General features: G+C 58.0%; 18 protein-coding genes. 12 read left to right on the top strand and 6 right to left on the bottom strand.

Translation table 11 applies throughout. The features are described 5' to 3' along the window. Positions 1–144 precede the first annotated feature (144 nt). Positions 145–1182, bottom strand: coding sequence for a sterol desaturase family protein (locus AC2FIR_RS10105; RefSeq protein ID WP_496745250.1), 1038 nt, complete (start codon positions 1180–1182; stop codon positions 145–147). A 108-nt stretch (positions 1183–1290) separates the two neighbouring features. Next, positions 1291–2256: an NAD(P)-dependent oxidoreductase gene (locus AC2FIR_RS10100; RefSeq protein ID WP_496745248.1), complete on the bottom strand. Its 966-nt coding sequence runs from the start codon at positions 2254–2256 to the stop codon at positions 1291–1293. 125 nt (positions 2257–2381) lie between these two features. On the opposite strand from AC2FIR_RS10100, the gene AC2FIR_RS10095 reads away from it, so the two are divergent. After that, the gene (locus tag AC2FIR_RS10095) at positions 2382–3275 is read left to right on the top strand and encodes a LysR family transcriptional regulator (protein ID WP_496762279.1); all 894 of its coding nucleotides are present in this window, start codon (positions 2382–2384) and stop codon (positions 3273–3275) included. 306 nt (positions 3276–3581) lie between these two features. Here AC2FIR_RS10095 and AC2FIR_RS10090 read toward each other — a convergent pair whose 3' ends face one another. From AC2FIR_RS10090 to AC2FIR_RS10080, 3 genes are all read right to left on the bottom strand, one after another. Next, entirely contained in the window at positions 3582–5018 is a 1437-nt protein-coding gene (locus AC2FIR_RS10090) for an NAD-dependent succinate-semialdehyde dehydrogenase (RefSeq protein WP_496745244.1), read from the bottom strand. 110 nt (positions 5019–5128) lie between these two features. After that, positions 5129–6073 (bottom strand): LysR substrate-binding domain-containing protein, encoded by a 945-nt coding sequence (locus tag AC2FIR_RS10085; protein ID WP_496745242.1) that lies wholly within the window; start codon positions 6071–6073, stop codon positions 5129–5131. 9 nt (positions 6074–6082) lie between these two features. After that, complete coding sequence (locus tag AC2FIR_RS10080) at positions 6083–6865, bottom strand: aspartate dehydrogenase (protein ID WP_496762273.1); 783 nt, start codon at positions 6863–6865, stop codon at positions 6083–6085. A gap of 162 nt (positions 6866–7027) precedes the next feature. On the opposite strand from AC2FIR_RS10080, the gene AC2FIR_RS10075 reads away from it, so the two are divergent. The 5 genes from AC2FIR_RS10075 (at position 7028) to AC2FIR_RS10055 (ending at position 11555) form a co-directional block, all read left to right on the top strand. Beyond that, positions 7028–7981: a dihydrodipicolinate synthase family protein gene (locus tag AC2FIR_RS10075; protein ID WP_480915094.1), complete on the top strand. Its 954-nt coding sequence runs from the start codon at positions 7028–7030 to the stop codon at positions 7979–7981. Positions 7982–8116: 135 nt separating this feature from the next. Continuing rightward, complete coding sequence (locus tag AC2FIR_RS10070) at positions 8117–8680, top strand: 3-hydroxyanthranilate 3,4-dioxygenase (RefSeq protein WP_170613954.1); 564 nt, start codon at positions 8117–8119, stop codon at positions 8678–8680. A gap of 30 nt (positions 8681–8710) precedes the next feature. Next, the gene (locus AC2FIR_RS10065; RefSeq protein ID WP_496762271.1) at positions 8711–9697 is read left to right on the top strand and encodes a TRAP transporter substrate-binding protein; all 987 of its coding nucleotides are present in this window, start codon (positions 8711–8713) and stop codon (positions 9695–9697) included. Positions 9698–9759: 62 nt separating this feature from the next. Then, complete coding sequence (locus AC2FIR_RS10060; protein WP_170613952.1) at positions 9760–10299, top strand: TRAP transporter small permease; 540 nt, start codon at positions 9760–9762, stop codon at positions 10297–10299. Next, positions 10296–11555, top strand: a complete 1260-nt coding sequence (locus AC2FIR_RS10055) for a TRAP transporter large permease (RefSeq protein ID WP_496745236.1) — start codon at positions 10296–10298, stop codon at positions 11553–11555. The genes AC2FIR_RS10060 and AC2FIR_RS10055 overlap by 4 nt, the downstream gene beginning before the upstream one ends. 7 nt (positions 11556–11562) lie before the next feature. Here the strand turns inward: AC2FIR_RS10055 and AC2FIR_RS10050 are convergent, their stop codons facing one another. Next, on the bottom strand, positions 11563–12165 hold the full coding sequence (locus AC2FIR_RS10050; RefSeq protein ID WP_170807972.1) for a helix-turn-helix domain-containing protein: 603 nt from the start codon (positions 12163–12165) through the stop codon (positions 11563–11565). 149 nt (positions 12166–12314) lie between these two features. Here AC2FIR_RS10050 and glyA point away from each other — a divergent pair, with 149 nt between their 5' ends. The 6 genes from glyA (at position 12315) to gcvT (ending at position 18929) form a co-directional block, all read left to right on the top strand. Continuing rightward, positions 12315–13568 (top strand): serine hydroxymethyltransferase, encoded by a 1254-nt coding sequence (glyA, locus tag AC2FIR_RS10045; RefSeq protein ID WP_496745233.1) that lies wholly within the window; start codon positions 12315–12317, stop codon positions 13566–13568. A gap of 10 nt (positions 13569–13578) precedes the next feature. Then, the gene (gene lpdA, locus AC2FIR_RS10040; protein WP_496745231.1) at positions 13579–14961 is read left to right on the top strand and encodes a dihydrolipoyl dehydrogenase; all 1383 of its coding nucleotides are present in this window, start codon (positions 13579–13581) and stop codon (positions 14959–14961) included. 14 nt (positions 14962–14975) lie between these two features. Beyond that, the gene (gene lipA, locus AC2FIR_RS10035) at positions 14976–15920 is read left to right on the top strand and encodes a lipoyl synthase (RefSeq protein WP_496745230.1); all 945 of its coding nucleotides are present in this window, start codon (positions 14976–14978) and stop codon (positions 15918–15920) included. 25 nt (positions 15921–15945) lie between these two features. Continuing rightward, complete coding sequence (locus AC2FIR_RS10030) at positions 15946–17319, top strand: alanine/glycine:cation symporter family protein (RefSeq protein ID WP_496745228.1); 1374 nt, start codon at positions 15946–15948, stop codon at positions 17317–17319. A gap of 76 nt (positions 17320–17395) precedes the next feature. Next, positions 17396–17818, top strand: a complete 423-nt coding sequence (locus AC2FIR_RS10025) for a universal stress protein (RefSeq protein WP_170613945.1) — start codon at positions 17396–17398, stop codon at positions 17816–17818. 16 nt (positions 17819–17834) lie between these two features. Beyond that, a complete protein-coding gene (gene gcvT / locus AC2FIR_RS10020; protein ID WP_496745227.1) occupies positions 17835–18929 on the top strand; it encodes a glycine cleavage system aminomethyltransferase GcvT in 1095 nt (364 codons plus the stop codon). The last annotated feature ends 59 nt before the right edge of the window (positions 18930–18988 follow it).

Genomic DNA, 18988 nt, shown 5'->3' with positions numbered 1-18988 from the left:
TTGCGAAGCCGTTGTCGTTGGCCAAAGCGAGTACCTAAACGATACATACCCATGTTATTAACATAATCATGATTATGCGGGATATCCAGACGAACGCCATTTAGAGTTGTATTTTCATTAAACCTCGGGAAAAAGCAACGTTAGCTACTGCCGTGACGCATGCATTTCGCGTTTCCGGTTGCGCGTGCGTACGGTCGCCTCCTCTGAGCCGTCGTGATATGTGCCAAACCACTTGTCCCAGGGCATTTCCGCGTTGCCGTAGTTGCATTCGTAGTATCTATGATGCAACTGATGAAAAAAGGCACCGATCAGGAGTGCTTTGCGGTCGTGGGCCCAGATTGCTTCGTATCCCGAATGGGATGACGCGGCGCCCAGCATCAGCCAATATCCCAGAAAGATCATGTGAACCGGATGACTTGGCAATACCAGAACGATCAGGATCGCGCTGAGATAGCCGAACGCCTCGACCGGGTGCATCGACATGCCCGACCAGGGTCCGGTGTTTACGTTGCGGTGATGAACGGCGTGAACCTGTCTGTAAATGAACGGTTGATGCAGAAAAAGATGCACCATGTAGAAATGAAAACTCTGCCATATGGCGAGTATCGGGAACAGTAGAATAAACCAGACCGGATGAGCGCCAAAGCTAAGCGTCGCGACGTAACCATTGGCATACATCCAGCGCAAAAAGCACTCGAGCGCCGACAGGATCGTGGCACCGTAGACCAGCGAATAGTACATATTGTCCCAGGTCTGATAGCCGAACTTATAAAGCGCATTCTTGCGCTTCATGTAGGGTCTTGGGTCGTATTTCAGCAGCTTGCCCTGCCCGTCAATTCCGTAGAACCAGAAATGCAGCCCACCTGCGACAATGATCAGCAGAGCCCAGTTTCGGATGAAAACCCATGACATCCACCCGAACGCGAATTGCGTTTGTTCGGGGCCAACGGGTTGCATCCAGAACGCCACGACAAACGACAGTGCCAAATAGATCGAACGATCGGAAACCTGCAGGTAATTCTGCCAAAGCCACTTAGCCAGAACACCAGGTTTCGGTGGCCAATGCCAATATGGCGCGTGGTTCACTGGCAATTCAGGGTGCCAGTGCCACTCACGGCTCATCGGACCAGGCTCGGGGCGATGGGCGGCATTTTCCGTTGGGTTGGTGTCCGCTGTCGTCATGTCCAATCCCCTACTCGCGATTTAGCAGCACCAGCTTGCCGGATAGAATGGCCCTGGCGGCCACAGCTATAATATGCCTGAGCCGGTTCAACGCCCGACGTGATCAGGTCATTCAGCGGCTTTCAGCGCCTTGCCTTGCGGGATCACCTCATAGCCGGGCTCTTCGGGTTCATCGTCTTCCATCTCGGTCGGGAAGCCGGGTGCAAGGATCTCCAGGCCTGTGACCTCTTCCAGGCGCCTGATAATGTTGGGCGACAACTCACGTTCGCCAAAACGTTCGATCCCGTCCTCGAAAATCTGAACCAGCATGGGCGAGATTTCCAACGGGACGTTGTGGCGGTCGGCAACCTGCTGAAACAGGCTCACGTCCTTTTTGACCAGATCCATGGTGAACGAGATATCGCGTGATCCGTTCAGGATGACCTGACTCTCGGTCTCATGAACAAACGATGTGCCGGAACTGATCTTGATCGCTTCATAGGTGGTATTCAGGTCCATACCTGCGGCTTTGGCCGTGACCAGAGCCTCGCAGCAGGTCACCAGATTGGCTGTGGCCAGATAGTTCGTCAAAACTTTCAGGACCGAAGCCGACCCCAACTCACCGGTATGCAAAATACGGCGGCCCATGGTCTTGAGGAACGGCGCGATACGCTCGAACGTTGCGCGATCACATCCCGCAAAGATCGAGATATTTCCTGTCGCCGCGCGGTGGCATCCGCCTGAGACCGGGCAATCCACTGCCGCCCCGCCCCGCTCCATCACCATGGCACCCAGGCGTTTGACTTCAGCCTCATCCGTGGTGGACATCTCCATCCAGATTTTGCCGTCGGTTACTTCCGGCAACATCTGCTGCATGACGGCGTCCGACGCAGCAGGCGTCGGCAGGCAGGTAATGACCGCATCACAATCCCGCATCAGTTGCGCCGGTCCTTCCGCCTTTTTCGCACCACGGACCACGAATGCATCAACCAGTTCTTCGTTCAGATCATGGACTGTCAAGTCCATACCATTGCGCAGCAGCGAACCCGAAAGCTTGCCGCCGACATTACCCAGACCAATAAATCCAACTTTCATAAGCGCGTTCCCCAGGGTGTCCGGTCTGATCAGGCCGGTGAAATTTCCGTTTGCGCACCGATTTAGCGACGTTGAAGCGAAAAAGTAAAACGAATAAAAAGAGCAATAATCACAAATTCTCTTTGGTGCTGAACGTGTCCAATTCCCCAAATCTTGTCTGGCTCAGATCGTTTGAATGCGCAGCGCGGCATATGAGCTTTACGGCCGCGGCGAAGGAACTGGGTATAACGCAAACGGCACTCAGTCTGCATGTCCGCTCGCTGGAGGCGCAGTTGGGGTGCAAGCTTTTCTTTCGCGCGGCCAGAAACCTGAGCCTGACAGAGGTCGGACAGGCCTACGCCTATTCCGTGCGGCGCGCGCTGAGCGATATTACGGTATCGACCGCCAGCCTTTTCGGGTCCGGAAGCGCGCAGATTCTAACCGTGCGGGCTCCAATCTCGACAGCGACGCTCTGGCTGGCACATAGGCTGCCGAAATTTACCTGCAGCCAGCCCGATGTATCCATTCGGCTGGTCTCGAACATTTGGGCGGATTCGGCTGGTCACGAAAACGTGGATGTCGAGTTGCGCGTGGGGGTTGGTGACTGGCCTGATGCGCGAACCCGAAAAATCTCGACCGAGCGTATCGTACCTGTCGCGGCGGATTCGGCGTCGGGGCAAAGCATTCCGGTTGCCGAACTCCGCAAGCAACCGCTTGTGCAGATTCTGGGATTTCAGGACATGGGGCAGAAGTATTTCGAAGCGTTGGGCATACCGTATTCTGAACCCTTGTCCCCCTACTCCGTCGATACAACCGTCGCCGCGATCGGCGTCGTTGCGGCGGGCGGAGGGTACGCAATGGTGCTGGAAAGGTTCGCGCAAACCGCGATCGAGTCCGGACAGGCCATCGCGATTGTCGGCGATGCGGTCCCAATCAATCAATCCCACTTTCTTGTTGAGACAAGCGGAACAGGCGCAAATGAGCCTGTGAAGCAACTGTTCGAAACCTGGCTGGAACAGGAGTTTTCAGAGCCTCAATAGGCATGACCCGAACCAGATCAGATGTGAAAAAACTGGCTTTCAATCGCTACGGCAAGATCCGTTTTCAAGTGGGAGGTCGAATCTGAGATGCCACGAGGGGGAAAAGCAACTGCATGCCGCAGCGATTGAGTGTGAGCGGCGTCAATGCCAGTGGCTATGTGAAGTGACGTTTGATTGAGGCCAAAATATGACCCATTCTACTAATTCTTTAATTTGTAAAAAATTTTAACAATGACAGTGCTTTAAGCGATTTCACCATTTACTGTCAGAACGATATTTCGGGGCCGGATTTTGCCCCGCGAATGATCAAACGATCTGGGTGCTGTGCGAGATATTTTTAACAATCATATAGTTTTCCAGACCCTCCGTCCCGCCTTCCCGGCCGTATCCACTGGATTTGACCCCGCCAAAAGGTGTTTCCGGCAATGATGCTTCCAGCGTGTTGAAGGATAGGTTTCCGGCTTCGACTTCATCGGTCATCCGGTCAATATAGTCGGCCCTGTTTGAAAACCCGTAAGCGGCAAGACCAAAAGGTGTCGCATTCGCCTTGGCTATGGCTTCGTCCAGTGAAGCGACCGGATTGATCACAGCCAGCGGGCCAAATGGCTCTTCCTGCATCACGCGGGCGTCGTCAGGCACATTCGTCAAAACGGTCGGCGCAAAGAAATAGCCTTTTGCTCCGATCCGACCTCCCCCGGTGCAGATCGTTGCTCCGGCATCACGGGCATCTTCCACAAGTTCGCTCAGTGCGGGAACGCGGCGGTCTTTTGCCAGCGGCCCCATTTCGATACCTTCTTCCACTCCGTTCCCTACGACAGTGGCAGCGGCCCGTTCAATGAACGTATCCAGGAATGGCTTGTAGATGCTTTCGTGCACAAAAAACCGGGTTGGCGAGGTGCAGACCTGCCCTGCATTCCTGTATTTGCGGACCGCTCCGCTAATTGCGGCTTTTTCAACGTCTGTATCTTCACAGACGATTACTGGTGCATGCCCGCCCAGCTCCATCAGGACGCGCGTCATATTCTCCGAGGCGAGCGTCGTCAGGTGGCGCCCGACCGCTGTTGACCCGGTAAAGGCGACAAGCCGTACTGGATCCTGCCGGATAAGATGGCTTGAGATCTCCGCAGGCTCACCAAAGACAAGGTTCAGGACACCCGGTGGCAAGCCGGCGTCGTGGAAGGCGCGCGCGATATGCATGGCACCTGCCGGAGTTTCCTCAGCCGCTTTCAGGATGATCGAACACCCCGATGCCAGCGCGCCTGCAATCTTGCGTGCCGGCTGGCTCATCGGGAAATTCCAGGGCGACAGGCCAAGAACCACCCCGATGGGTTGGTGGTGCACAACATATCGAACACCGGGCGCCGAAGGGATGACGCGGCCATAGGTACGCATGGCCTCGCCCGCGTCCCATTCAAAAAACTCGCAGCCGCGGATCACCTCGAGCCGGGCCTGTGCCAGCGGCTTTCCATGCTCGGCAGTGATTGAGCGGGCAATCTCCTCCTGCCGGTCGCGCATCAGGGCCGCAGCCTTGATCATGATGTCCGCGCGGTCGCGTGGCGCCGTGCGACGCCAAACGCGAAACCCCGCTTCGGCCGCAGCCAGCGCGCCATCCAGATCGGACCTGCCCGCTTTGGGAAGCCTGCCGATTTCCTCTTCCGTCGCAGGGTTCAACACGGGAATGTCGTCTGCTGCCTTGCGCCACTCACCGCCGATATAAAGTTTCAGGTCCGGATAAGTGCTCATGGCGCCCTCGCAGGTTGCAATTCAGCTTCAGGGTCTCATTTCCGCTGGCATCACCTCAACTGAATTGAAGAAATACTGATATCCGATTGCGTGATATCTGCAGGAATGGTTCAGATGTCCCCTGCTGCCGCGCGCAGGGCATCCAGAAATGTGCTGCTTGCCGGGGACAGGCTGCTTTCCCCTCTGTGAGACACGCCAACCGGGCCCGCACCAAATGGGACAGCCCAGTCCAGGCAGGCCAGCAGGCCACGGTCGATATCCAACGAGGCGACATGGGCCGGCATCAGCCCGACAAAATCGTGGGATCGCAACAGGGACCTGTTGGCAAGATAGGAGACCGATTCAATTGAAACACCCGGCTGGTACTGATCCTGCCGCACAAAATACTGGTCGGTTTGGCGGCGCAGAGTGGTTTCGACCGGTGGCAGTATCCAGCCAAAGCGTCTGAGTTCTTCGAAAGTGATATTCGGCTTGCCGACCAAAGGATGCTGCGTTCCGGTCACGGCCAATACCCGTTCATCAAAGAACTTTTCCTGCGTGATCCGTGCTCGGTGGCGATGACTGGGCAGACGACCGACAACCATGTCGATCTCGCCCGACAAAAGCGCAGGCATCAGCCCTTCGTTTGTCCCCTCGACAATTTTGACCGCGACTTTCGGCCGGTCTTTCAGCAGCCGTTCGACAGCGCGTGGCAGCAAGGTTGGTGACGCCGCCAGCAGGGTTCCCACCACAACCCGGCCGCTGTTGCCTTCGTTCAGATCATCCAATTCCTGAGCGGCATTAGAGACCTGCGCGAAGATCAGCTTGCCATGGCGGATCAGTGCTTCACCAAACACCGTGGGCACAATGCCGCGATTGGTCCGCTCAAAAAGCTTGACCTCGAAATCCAGTTCCAGGTCCTGAATCATCTTGGTGGCGGCAGGCTGCGAAATGCCCAGATCGCGCGCCGCGTTCTGGATGCTGCCGTGCTGGCCGACCGCAACCAGCAGACGCAACTGGCGCAGCTTCAACCGCGTCAGCGCGCGCTCAACGATGCGGGTATGATGTGCGACCATGAAGGCCCCTCAGATACTGATCGCTGCGGGCTGTCTTTCGATGGCGGCAATGGCGCTCATGGCAGCCAGAGCCGAACTGCGCGGGTTGTCCGGCAGCGCCTTTCCTTCGATCCTGAATGTGAAGGTGCCAAAACTGCCGCGCGCCTCGATTTCGTGGATATTGGCATTAACAGCCGGATCGGCGATCAGTTCAACCCTTGTCTCGTCAAATCCCAGCCCCGCCAAAGCGATGGCCGCCGCCACGTTGGCGTTCTTTGGATAGGCCACGGCTGCTTGCCGGGCAGTTCCGGAAAAATGTACTGCCGCTGAATTCAGGTGATCCAGATTCATTTGTTCTTCTGCAGCTGAACCGCGCCATCCCGCCGGGGGCTTGCTGCCGCGATAGATGACCTCGGTCAGCCCCCCTACCCTTGCGGCGGATAGGCAATCCAGTGCGCCGATTGCCCCGCTGGCAAGGCGCAAATGCGAATGACCGTTACGCGCCGCCAATGCCAGCGCCTGTTCAAGATCAGGGTCAGCCAATGCGCCGACTGACAGTGTTACCAGGTCGATGCCCCGTTCCAGAATGGCGGCTCCGTGTGCTTTCAGGCCCGCATGGCCCGCGCAATCGACCATCAGATCGATCCCGCCGGGCAGGTCTGAGACGCAGGAAACACGAGATGGCCCGGCCGCTTTTTCGTCAAGCAGCCGACCAGGTGAAACCAGTATGGCATCAGGCCCTTCGCCTTTTTCAAGCAAGTGCTGTGCCACGTAACGCCCGATAGCGCCTTCGCCGATAATGCCGATTTTCATAGAGCCTCCAGATGCAGCCTTAACCTATCCGAAACTGCAGGCTCTCTGTTATCGAAATATTTAATATCCAGATCCGCCCAATGCGCTTGGCTTTGTGCGTTTGACGGAACCAGAGTGTTTGCACGCTAGCGATCTGACATCTGACCTTCGGACTTCCTGCCCATGAAATATGCCAAACACGACGCCAAAGCCTATTCGCGCGAAACCATGCGGGGGATTTGGGCAGCCGCGTTGAACCCGTTCAACGAAGACCTCAGCCTGAACGAGGCCGGATTGCGCCGGAACATTCGGCACTGGATCGACGATCTGCAAATTCAGGGCCTGTTCATCGCAGGCAAACAGGGTGAGTTCTGGTCGATGTCGCTGGACGAACGCAAACGCAACATGACCATCGCCGCCGAGGAATGCGGGGACAAGGCCGGGACGATCATGTCGATCTCGGATCAGAACGTGGACACCGTGCTGGAGCTTGGACGGCATGCTCAGGACTGCGGTGCGGATTATGTGGTGGTCCACGCCCCGATGCTCAGCTTTTGTCACGACCGCGACGAGGTTTTGTACAATTACTACAAGTATATCTGCGACCGCCTGGATATCGGCATCGCCATGTGGAGCCATCCCGACAGCGGGTATCTGATGCAGCCCGAAACTTGTGCGCGTATTGCGGAGCTGCCCAACATCATGGCCATCAAATACTCGGTCCCCCGGGACATGTATGCAAAACTGACGCGGATGGTGGGTGACAAGATCCTGGTGTCCACGTCTCTGGAAGACGACTGGCTGGACAATATCGAGGAGCTGGGCTGGCAGCTTTACCTGTGTTCCTCGCCGCCCTACCAAATCCAGACGGCGAACGACTTGCGTATGCACGAATACACCGAACTGGCTTTTGCCGGAAAGCTCGACCAGGCCCGGCGCGTGCGCGACAGTCTCGATCCGGTCCGTGCCGCGATCAAACGCACCAAGCCCGGTGGCAAGCCGACAGCCCACGGAAAATACTGGCAGGAACTGCTTGGACAGGTCGGAGGGCGCGTACGCCATCCCATGCTGGAACTGACCGAGGCCGAAAAAGCCGCCGCAAGCGCCGCGTTCGAGGATTGCGGCCTTCAGCTTTGATCAATCTGATATCAGGTTAATGGATACCGACATTCCCAGAAACAAATATTTCTTTCATACGGCTTGTCCTAGGCTTTTTGACGGCACGATATAGTGTTGCTGTGCCCCAAGCACCGGTCAGGCAGGAGAAAGCACATGGGACAACACCCGACGCTGAAACCCTTCAATTTCCAGAAATGGGTGGAAGACAACGCTGACAAACTGCGCCCTCCGGTTGGCAATCAGTTGCTGCACAAGGAAGGCGACATGATTGTCATGGTTGTTGGCGGCCCCAATACACGTGTCGATTTTCACGATGATCCGGTCGAAGAATGGTTCTTTCAGCAAAAGGGCGACATGATGCTGAAGATCGCCGACGGCGGCAAAATCTACGATGTGCCGGTGCGTGAAGGCGAGGTTTTCCTGTTGCCGCCTCATGTGCGTCACGCGCCGCAGCGCCCACAGGAAGGATCGATCGGCATCGTGGTCGAAGCCCCACGTCAGCCGGGGATGAAAGAAGGGTTCGAATGGTTTTGCTTTAACTGCGAAGGCCTTGTGCATCGCGAAGAAGTTGCGCTTGATGGCCCCGAAGGGATCGTCACAGCACTGCCAAAGATTTACGATGCTTTCCATAACAGTACCGAAGCTCGAACTTGTCCGAACTGCGGAACGCTGCATCCCGGAAAGGGTAAGCCGCCTGCGGACTGGGTCCAGCTCTGAGCTGAACCGGAACAAAACAGGGAGAATACAATGAACTACCTTCACAAAGCCCTTTGCGGCGCGACTGCTGCGGTTGTGACTTCTTTTTCCGCAACGATTGCGCTGGCAGATGAGTTCCGCCTGGGTCTGATCACGCCACCGCCGCATATCTGGACCAAGGCGGCCGAGGCATTTGGCGCAGACTTGTCGGAAGCCAGCGGTGGCGCGCATAGCGTGACAGTTTTCCCGGCGCGTCAGTTGGGCAACGAAGCCGAGATGCTGCAACAGCTGCAAACAGGTGCTTTGGACATGGCGTTCATGACAGTGGCCGAAGTGTCCAACCGCGCCAAGGATTTCGGCGCGTTCTACGCCCCGTATCTGGCCAGCGATATCGGCCACGCGGGCCGCATCCTGCGCAGCGATGGCGCACGCAGCATGCTGGATCAACTTCCGGCCGAGGTCGGTGTCGTCGGCAACGGGTACGGCATGGCCAGCCTGCGCCAGATCGTTGCCCGGGGCGACGTGAACTCGGCAGAGGACCTGGCCGGTCTCAAACTGCGGATCACTCCGTTCGAGCCTATTCTCGACTTCTACAACGCCGTTGGTGCGGCCCCGACCCCGATGCCACTGCCCGCCGTTTACGATGCGCTGGCCAACGGTCAGGTCGATGCCATCGACATGGACGCAGAACTGATCTGGGTTCTGAAATATTACGAACATGCCGACACCATCGTGCAGTCGGACCACATGATGTTCCCGATGGTTGGTCTTGTGTCGGCCAAGGTCTGGGCCGGTCTGTCCGAAGAAGACCGCACCATGATCGGTGAACTGATGGCCCGTCACGTGGACAGCACCATCGACACCTATGTTGCCAAGGAACAGGAATGGCTGGATCAGGTGAAAGGCACCGGCAAAACCTATGTTCAGGTAGACAGCTCATTCTTTGGTGATGCCATTGATCAATGGAACCAGACCTGGGCCGGGAAATCAGGTGCGCTGGATCAATTGCGACAGGTTGCTGCGGAAACCGCCAACTAATACGGTACTCATGCAATTGGGGCGCAGGTGATTTGCGCCCCTTGTTTTGAGGAGTGAGCGCAATGATCCGGCGGATTTCTGCAGCATGGGCGCGTGCTGAACTGTGGCTCGCGTCTTTTCTGGCCGCCGCCATATCGGTTCTTATCCTGCTGAACGTCGTGACACGGAGCCTGGGGTCCGCTTTGTTCTGGGTGGATGAGCTGGCGATCTATGCCATGGCCTGGATGACCTTTCTCGGCGCATCCGCGGCGCTGCACTATGGTCACGCTGTGGCCGTTACGATCCTGACGGATGCCCTGCCCCCTATGTTGCGGGACTTGGCGGCCCGGCTTGTTGACCTAATCGTTCTGATCTTTGCCCTGTTCATGATCTGGTTCTGTTGGCGCTGGTATTCACCGCTGGAACTGGCGCGGCATGGGTTCGACACCAAGCAGTTTCAGGGTGCGACTTTCAACTTCATCTACGCGGAACCGACAACAACGCTGGGCGTTCCGAAATACCTGGTCTGGATGGTCATGTGGCTGTTTGCGCTGGGGGCAACGCTGCACAGCATTTCAAATCTGACCGGCCCCCGTGTCCCTCAACCCGAGGGCAACGCATGACGCCTCTGATTTTTGCCTTCAAGCTGCTGATCGCGGTTCCCGTTGCGCTGGTCCTGTCGCTGACCGCGATCTGGTACATTTGGGAAAGCGGCAACACCGTTTTGTATGACAGCTTTGCCCAGAAGATGTTCTCGGGCCTCGAGAACTATGGGCTCCTGGCCATTCCTCTTTTCATGCTGACCGGCGAGATGATGAACGAAGGTGGCATGACCCGACGGCTCATCGATGCCGCCCGGGTCTTTGTCGGCGGCTTTCGCGGCGGGCTGGCCTATATCAACCTGCTGGCCAACATGTTCATGGCCGCCATCATCGGATCGGCCACGGCGCAGATTGCCGTCATGGCGCGGGCCATGACGCCTGAGATGGAGCGGGAAGGCTATGACAAGGGCTTTGCCGCTGCCACCACAGCCGCTGGGGGATTGCTGGCACCGGTCATCCCACCATCCATGATGTTCGTGATCTTTGGCGTTCTGGCGCAGATCCCCATCGGTGACATGTTTCTTGCCGGCATCCTGCCCGGACTGTTGCTGTCGATCTCGTTTGCCGTGGTGATCGCCCTGATCGGTTTCGCGCAGGGATTTCCCAAAGGCGCCTGGTTTACGCGGCAGGAATCGATTTCGGCGCTGCTTGCCTGTTTACCGGCGGTATTGATCCCCATGGCCATTATCGGGGGTGTTCTGTTCGGTATCGCCACGCCCACGGAATCCGCCGCTATCGCGTCCCTGATCGCGTTCCTGATTGGCTGGCTGATCTACGGAGAGCTTAAGCCCAAGGCGCTGCCCCAGATGTTCCGGCGCATGGCAATCAACGCGTCTATGATCATCTTCATGATTTCTGCCGCAAGTGTTTTTGGCTGGGTAATCATCTATGAGGCACTGCCGCAGAAGCTGGCGGTCCTGATCACCTCCATTACAGATGATCCATTCCTGTTCCTGCTGATCGTTAACCTGATCCTGCTGGGGGTCGGAATGTTGATCGATGGCATCGCGGCCGTCATTCTGATCACCCCCATCCTGCTGCCCATCGCAATGAACGATTACGACATCAGCCCCTATCAGTTCGGCGTCGTCATGTGCCTGAACCTAGTTCTGGGCCTGCTGACGCCACCGGTGGGTGTCGGGCTTTACATCGCATCTTCCATGAGCGGGGCCTCACCGGGTCGCATTTTGCGATCGCTCTGGCCCTTCTTGCTGGCTGTTGCAGCGATCCTGGTTCTGCTCAGCCGTTTCCCATGGTTTTCAACCGCTCTGGTCTAACGCAGGACTACTCCAGCGACACCCACAGAACCTGCGCGTCTTCCTCGCTGGTGGATACGCATCCATGGCCCATGCTGCTGTCATAATATAGTGAATCCCCCGCCTTCATCGGCAGCGGGCGATAATGCTCCGAAACAAAGATCAACTCACCCTTCAGGACATACATAAACTCTTCCCCGGAATGCCGGATCCAGTTGTCGAATTCGGATATGTCACGCGCCTTGATTGTCGCTACATAGGGTAGCATGCGCTTGCTGGTCAGTTCCGGGCACAGCAACTCGTGCATGTAGGTGGCGGTATGCCTGATCTCGCCCGTCCCTTTAGGGGTGAAGTCCCGCCGCCCGGCGACCCCCGTCTGACCGGATTGCAGGAAAAGCTGCGGCGGGTTCATATCCAACGCCTGAGTCAACCGGCGGACAATATCGAAACTGGGGCGGGTCTGGTTGTTTTCTATCTTTGAAAGCGTCGAGCGACCAATGCCGGCGGCCCTGCCGGCCTCTTCCAGCGTCCAGCCCTTCTCACGGCGTGCATCCCGGATCGAGCGACCCAGAGCGGCTCCATCGTCCTGGTCCTGAAGTCCCGCGCCATCAGGCTGTAAATCGTCTGACATATTGAATCCCCCCACTTTCAGCAAGGATACATAGTTCCCGATTAGCCCTCAACATAACAAATCGGAAAAAAATGTTGCCTCAAGCATCCGTTTTCCACTATTGGAAACAAAATCCCCTGTTAAGGATTCGGATTTCGGAGGAGGAAATCATGTTCAGAACGTCTCTTGCAGCATCCGACCCGGTTATTGCGGCGTCGATTTCGCGTGAAGCTTCCCGTCAGGCTGAACAAATTGAGCTTATCGCGTCCGAGAACATTGTCTCGCAGGCCGTAATCGAAGCGCAGGGTTCAGTACTGACCAACAAATATGCCGAAGGCTATCCCGGTCGTCGCTACTATGGCGGATGCGAATATGTGGATGAGGTCGAGGTTGAAGCCATCGAACGGCTGAAGTCGATTTTCGGCTGCGGATTTGCCAATGTGCAGCCGCATTCCGGCGCGCAGGCCAACGGTGCCGTCAAGCTGGCGTTGCTGAGCCCGGGTGACACGATCCTGGGCATGTCGCTGGATGCCGGCGGCCACCTGACTCATGGCGCGAAACCTGCGCAGTCGGGCAAATGGTTCCGTCCGGTTCAGTACGGCCTGACCGACGCGGGTCTGATCGACTACGATCAGGTCGCCGAACTGGCACGCGCAGAGAAACCCAAACTGATCATCGCGGGCGCGTCGGCCTATTCGCGCAAGATCGACTTTGCCCGGTTCCGTGAAATCGCCGACGAAGTCGGGGCGTGGCTGCTGGCCGACATGGCCCATATCGCGGGTCTGGTCGCGACAGGTCTGCACCCCTCGCCTGTCGGACACGCGCATGTCGTGACGTCGACAACCCATAAAACGCTGCGCGGTCCGCGCGGCGGCATCATCCTGACCAATGATGAAGCGCTGGCGAAGAAGATCAATTCCGCTGTGTTCCCCGGCCTTCAGGGTGGCCCGCTGATGCACGTCATCGCAGGCAAAGCAGTCGCGTTTGGCGAAGCTCAGAAGCCGGAATTCAAGGAATACATGCAACGCGTCGTCGACAGCGCCGAGGCATTGTCCAATGTGATGATGTCGCGCGGCTGTGACATCGTTTCGGGTGGCACGGACAACCATCTGATGCTGGTCGATCTTCGACCCATCGGGGTGAAGGGCAACGCGGCCGAGGCGGCGCTGGAGCGCGCCGGGTTCACCTGCAACAAGAACAGCGTGCCCGGAGACCCGGAAAAGCCGACGGTCACAAGCGGAGTCCGCCTGGGCACCGCCGCCGGATGCAGCCGTGGCTTCGGTCCCGAAGAGTTTAAGAAGATCGGCCATCTGATCGGCGACGTTCTGGATGCGCTTGCACAGTCGCCGGATGGGGATGAGACCGTCGAGAAGGCAACCCGCGAACAAGTCCGCGCCCTGTGCGCGAGCTACCCGATCTACTGAGAGCAAGCCCATGAATACCTACGATCTTATCGTTATCGGTGGCGGACCCGGCGGCTATGTCGCCGCGATCCGCGCAGCTCAGCTGGGTCTGAAAGTGGCCTGCGTGGAAGGACGCGGGGCACTGGGCGGAACCTGTCTGAATGTGGGGTGCATTCCCTCCAAAGCCTTGCTGACCTCCTCGGCCAAATATGCCGAACTCTCCCATCTCTCCTCCCATGGCATTGCAGTCGAGGGGGCCAGCATCGACGTTGGCGCGATGATGGAGCGCAAGGACAAGATCGTAGGTGATCTGACCAAGGGCATCGCGTTTCTGTTCAAAAAGAATGGTGTCGATCTGATCGAAGGCTGGGCCAGCATCCCTGCCGCAGGTCAGGTCAAGGTCGGCGACGCGGTTCATAAAGCCAAAAACATCCTGATCGCCACCGGGTCCGAGCCGACCTCGCTGCCGGGTATCGAAATTGATGAGCAGGATATCCTGAGTTCGACCGGTGCGATCGCGCTGGAGAGCGTACCCGAGCATCTGGTCGTAATCGGTGCGGGTGTAATCGGTCTGGAACTGGGGCAGGTCTGGGCGCGCCTGGGCGCCAAGGTCACTGTTGTCGAATATCTGGACCGTGTGCTGCCGGGCATTGACGGCGAGATCGCCAAGCTGGCGCAGCGGGCCTTGTCCAAGCGCGGTCTGAAGTTCCAATTGGGTCGCGCCCTGAAGTCGGTTGAAAAAACCGGTAAAGGCCCGACCCTGACCATGGACCGCGTCGGCAAGGACAAGGAAGAGGTGATGGAAGCCGACAAGGTTCTGATCGCCGTCGGTCGCCGTCCCGTTACCCGTGGTCTCGGGCTGGAAGAACTGGGTGTTGCCGTGAATCAGCGCGGCTTTGTCGAAGTCGACAGCAAATTCCAGACATCGGTACCCGGCATCTACGCCATCGGCGACTGCGTGCCCGGCCCGATGCTGGCGCACAAGGCAGAGGAAGACGGTGTTGCCTGCGTCGAGATGCTGGCCGGGTTGGCCGGGCATGTGGATTACAACACGGTACCCGGCGTGGTTTACACGGACCCCGAGGTTGCGTCCGTTGGTCTGACCGAGGAGGCGCTGAAGGAGGCTGGATCGGAATATACGGTCGGAAAATTTGCCTTCATGGCCAATTCCCGTGCCCGATCGACCGGAGAGACAGACGGCGCGGTCAAGGTTCTGGCCGACGCGGATGGCAAGATACTGGGGGGCCATATCTGCGGGGCGCATGGCGGCGACCTGATTGCAGAACTGGTGCTGGCCATGACCAAAGGCGCAACCGTCGCCGAGGTGGCCGCAACCTGCCACGCGCACCCGGCGATGGGCGAGGCTGTCAAGGAAGCCTGCCTTGACGCCATGGGCCGCGCAATCCACGCCTGAACCGGAGCAGCCAGATGACCATCCAGCTTCGCCCACGCCACCCGGAAAAGGCCAAAAAGGCCGACAGTGTCATACCGCGCAAACCGAAGTGGATACGTAAGAAAAAGATCGAAGGATCCGAGTATTACGAAACCCGCCGCCTGATGCGCGAGCACGATTTGGCGACCGTTTGCGAAGAAGCCGCCTGCCCCAACATCGGGGAGTGCTGGTCCAAACGCCACGCAACCATGATGATCATGGGCGAGGTCTGCACCCGCGGCTGTTCCTTCTGTAACGTGGCGACGGGCCGTCCTGACGCTCTGGATGCGTTCGAACCTGGCCGGGTCGCGGCGGCGGTCAAAAAGCTGGGTCTGCGCCATGTGGTGATCACTTCCGTGGATCGCGACGATCTGGAAGACGGTGGGGCCGAGCATATCGCGCAAACGATCCGCGCCGTGCGTCATCAGAACCCCGGGACGACAATTGAGGTTCTGACGCCTGATTTTCTGGGCAAGGGCAAAGCTGCGAACGTCGTCTTCGAAGCGGCGCCGGATGTGTTTAACCATAATCTGGAAACCGTGCCGCATTTGTACCCGACGGTGCGGCCGGGTGCCCGTTATTATGCCTCTTTGCGGCTTCTGGACGATGCCAAACGGGCCGAACCGGAAATCTTCACAAAATCGGGACTTATGGTAGGGTTGGGCGAAACAATTAATGATGTGCGCCAGGTGATGGACGATCTGCGCGCTGCCAATGTCGATTTCCTAACCGTCGGACAATATCTGCAACCGACCCCGAAACACCATCCGATTGACCGGTTTTGGTCACCGGAAGAGTTTGAAAAGCTAGAACAAATTGCCCGTTCCAAGGGCTTTCTGCACGTGTCGGCAACACCGCTGACCCGGTCGTCGTTCCACGCGGACGAAGATTTCGCTGCTCTTAAGCAGGCCCGCCAGCGGGCCGTCGCCAACGGGGCATAAACCTGACGCAAATGGGAGGGAAACCATGGAAGCGTTATCTAACTTTGTAGGGGAAATAAATGGCATCGTGTGGGGGGTACCAATGCTGGTCCTCATCCTCGGCGCTGGTTTCTTCCTACAGGTCGGCCTGAAGTTCATGCCGATCCTGCGAATTGGCACAGGCTTCAGCCTGCTGTTCAAAGGCCGTGAGGGTCAGGGCGAAGGGCAGATCAGCCCGTTCAACGCGCTGATGACCTCGCTGTCGGCAACAATCGGCACGGGTAACATCGCCGGTGTGGCCACTGCTGTCTTCCTGGGCGGTCCGGGCGCCTTGTTCTGGATGTGGATGACCGCCCTGGTGGGCATGGCCACCAAATACGCCGAAGCTGTCTGCGCCGTGAAATACCGCGAGCAGGACGAGCTGGGTAACTTTGTCGGCGGTCCGATGTACTACATCAAGAACGGTTTGGGCGCGAAATGGGCCTGGCTGGGTGTTGCTTTCGCCCTGTTCGGCGCGGTGGCCGCTTTCGGAATCGGCAACGGTGTGCAGGCCAACGGTGTGGCGCAGGTTCTGGAATCAAATTTCGGCATGAACACTTCGGTCACTGGCGTCGTCCTGATGGTTCTGACAGCAGCCGTGATCCTGGGTGGTATTACCCGCATTGGTGCGGTTGCCGGCAAACTGGTTCCGTTCATGGCAATTGCCTACATCATCGCGGGACTGCTGGTTCTGCTGATTAACATCGGCAGCATCGGTCACGCCCTGTCGCTGGTCTTCACCCACGCGTTTACTCCGTCGGCCGCCGAAGGTGGTTTCGCCGGTGCAGCAGTCTGGGCCGCAATCCGGTTTGGCGTGGCGCGCGGTGTCTTCTCGAACGAAGCCGGTTTGGGTTCAGCTCCGATCGCACACGCAGCGGCCGAGACCAAAGGTCCGGTCAACCAGGGCCTGATCGCGATGTTGGGTACGTTCATCGACACCATCATCGTCTGCTCGATCACCGGTCTGGCGATCATCTCGTCGGGTGCATGGACATCGGGTGAATCCGGCGCGGCACTGACCTCGGCGGCGTTCGAACTGTCCCTGCCTGGTATCGGTGGGTATCTGATCGCCATCGCTCTGTCGATCTTTGCCTTCACCACCATCCTCGGCTGGTCCTTCTACGGCGAGAAATGCGTCGAGTTCCTGCTGGGCGTCAAATCCCTGCTGCCCTACCGCATCCTTTGGATTGTCATGATCTACTTCGGTGCAACCGCGGATCTGGGCTTCATCTGGCTGCTGGCGGATACGCTGAACGCGATGATGGCGCTTCCGAACCTGATCGCCCTGGTCCTGCTGAGCCCGATCGTCTTCAAACTGACGAAAGAGTTCTTCGCCTCGGGCGGCCAATCGGAAGAACCCGGCAACACTCCTGCCGAGTAATTCGAACAGAAAAAACGGGGGGCCGTCCCGGCCCTCCACCTTCGAAACAGAATTCCATATCTCGAGGAGAGACGTGATGGCCACGAAAATCCTGCTGCCAATTGATCACACCGACGACCACTCGTGGAAGCTGGCTTTGCCGGTCGCGTTGGAACAGGCGAAATTCTACGGTGCCGAGCTGCACGCGATCGCTGTCATCCCCGAGATCATCCAGCTGCCGAACCTGCCCGCCAACTATGGCGCAGGCGCAAAAGACCACGTGCGGGGCAAGGTTCAGGCCATTCTGGATCACGGCAATGCCTCTGACGTGCCCGTGCATGTCGAGGAAGGCAGCGTCTACCGCGAAATTCTGAAGCTTGCCCACAAGGAAGGCTTCGACCTGATCGTCATGGCGTCGACCAAAGGCGATTTCCCGAATTATGAAATCGGTCCGAACCTGGCACGTGTCGTGCGCAATGCGCATTGCACCGTTATGGTCGTTCGCGACCAGTCCCGCTGATTGAAAGGTTGAGAAGATGACCGAACCGAAACGTACGCCGCTATACGACCTGCATGTCGAACTGGGCGGAAAGATGGTGGATTTTGCCGGATGGGAGATGCCCGTTCAGTATCCGCTGGGTATCATGGGTGAACATGTTCAGTGCCGGGAAAAAGCCGCGCTGTTCGACGTCAGCCACATGGGTCAGGTGATCCTGCGTGGCGAGAACGTGGGCGAGAAACTGGAAACCATCTGCCCTCAGGCCTATGCCACTCTGAAGCCCGGCAAGGCACGTTACGGGTTTTTCACCAACGCGGAAGGCGGGATCATGGACGACCTGATCGTGTCCAACGCGGGTGACTATTTCTTTGTCGTGGTCAACGCAGCCCTGCGCCATCAGGACATCCCGCACATGAAAGAGCATCTGGAAGGGGTCGAAGTCACCGAGATTTTCGACCGTGCTCTGGTCGCTGTTCAGGGACCGAAGGCCGAGGATGTGGTGGGCGCGCTTTGCCCTGCGGCGCGCGATTTGAAGTTCATGGAAACCACAATGGCCCCGATCAACGGCGTCGAATGCCGTATCTCGCGTCTGGGCTATACCGGCGAGGACGGTTACGAAATCTCGATCCCCGAGGACAAGGCCATCGAGATCAGCAAGGCGTTTCTGGCCCACGAAGACTGCGAAGCGGCCGGTCTGGGCGCGCGCGACAGTCTGCGGCTCGAAGCCGGTCTGTGCCTCTATGGGAACGACATCGATCAGACCACCTCGCCGATCGAGGCGTCGCTGGCCTGGGCCATTCAAAAGCGCCGCAAGGAAGAAGGCGGTTTCCCTGGCGCTGAGCGTGTTCAACGGGAACTAGCAGAGGGCGCCGCGCGCAAACTGGTCGGCATTCTGCCTTCCGGTCGTGCCCCCGCGCGTCAGGGCGTCGAGATCCAATGTGCCGAAGGAAATACCATCGGGCAGATCACTTCGGGTGGCTTTGGTCCGACCATCGGCGGTCCGGTCGCGATGGGCTATGTGTCCGCAGGCCACGGCGAGCCGGGCGAGAAGGTGAACCTGATCATTCGGGGCAAGGCGCAACCGGCCGAGATCGTGGCCACGCCTTTCGTCAAACAAAACTACAAGCGTTGAAGTCAGGAGAGAACAGGAATGTCGACGTATTATTCTGAAGAGCACGAGTGGCTGCGAGT

This window comes from Ruegeria sp. CDSB136, assembly GCF_059610965.1.
Note: the sequence above shows the minus strand (reverse complement) of the source record. Positions and strands in the feature narration are given on the sequence as shown.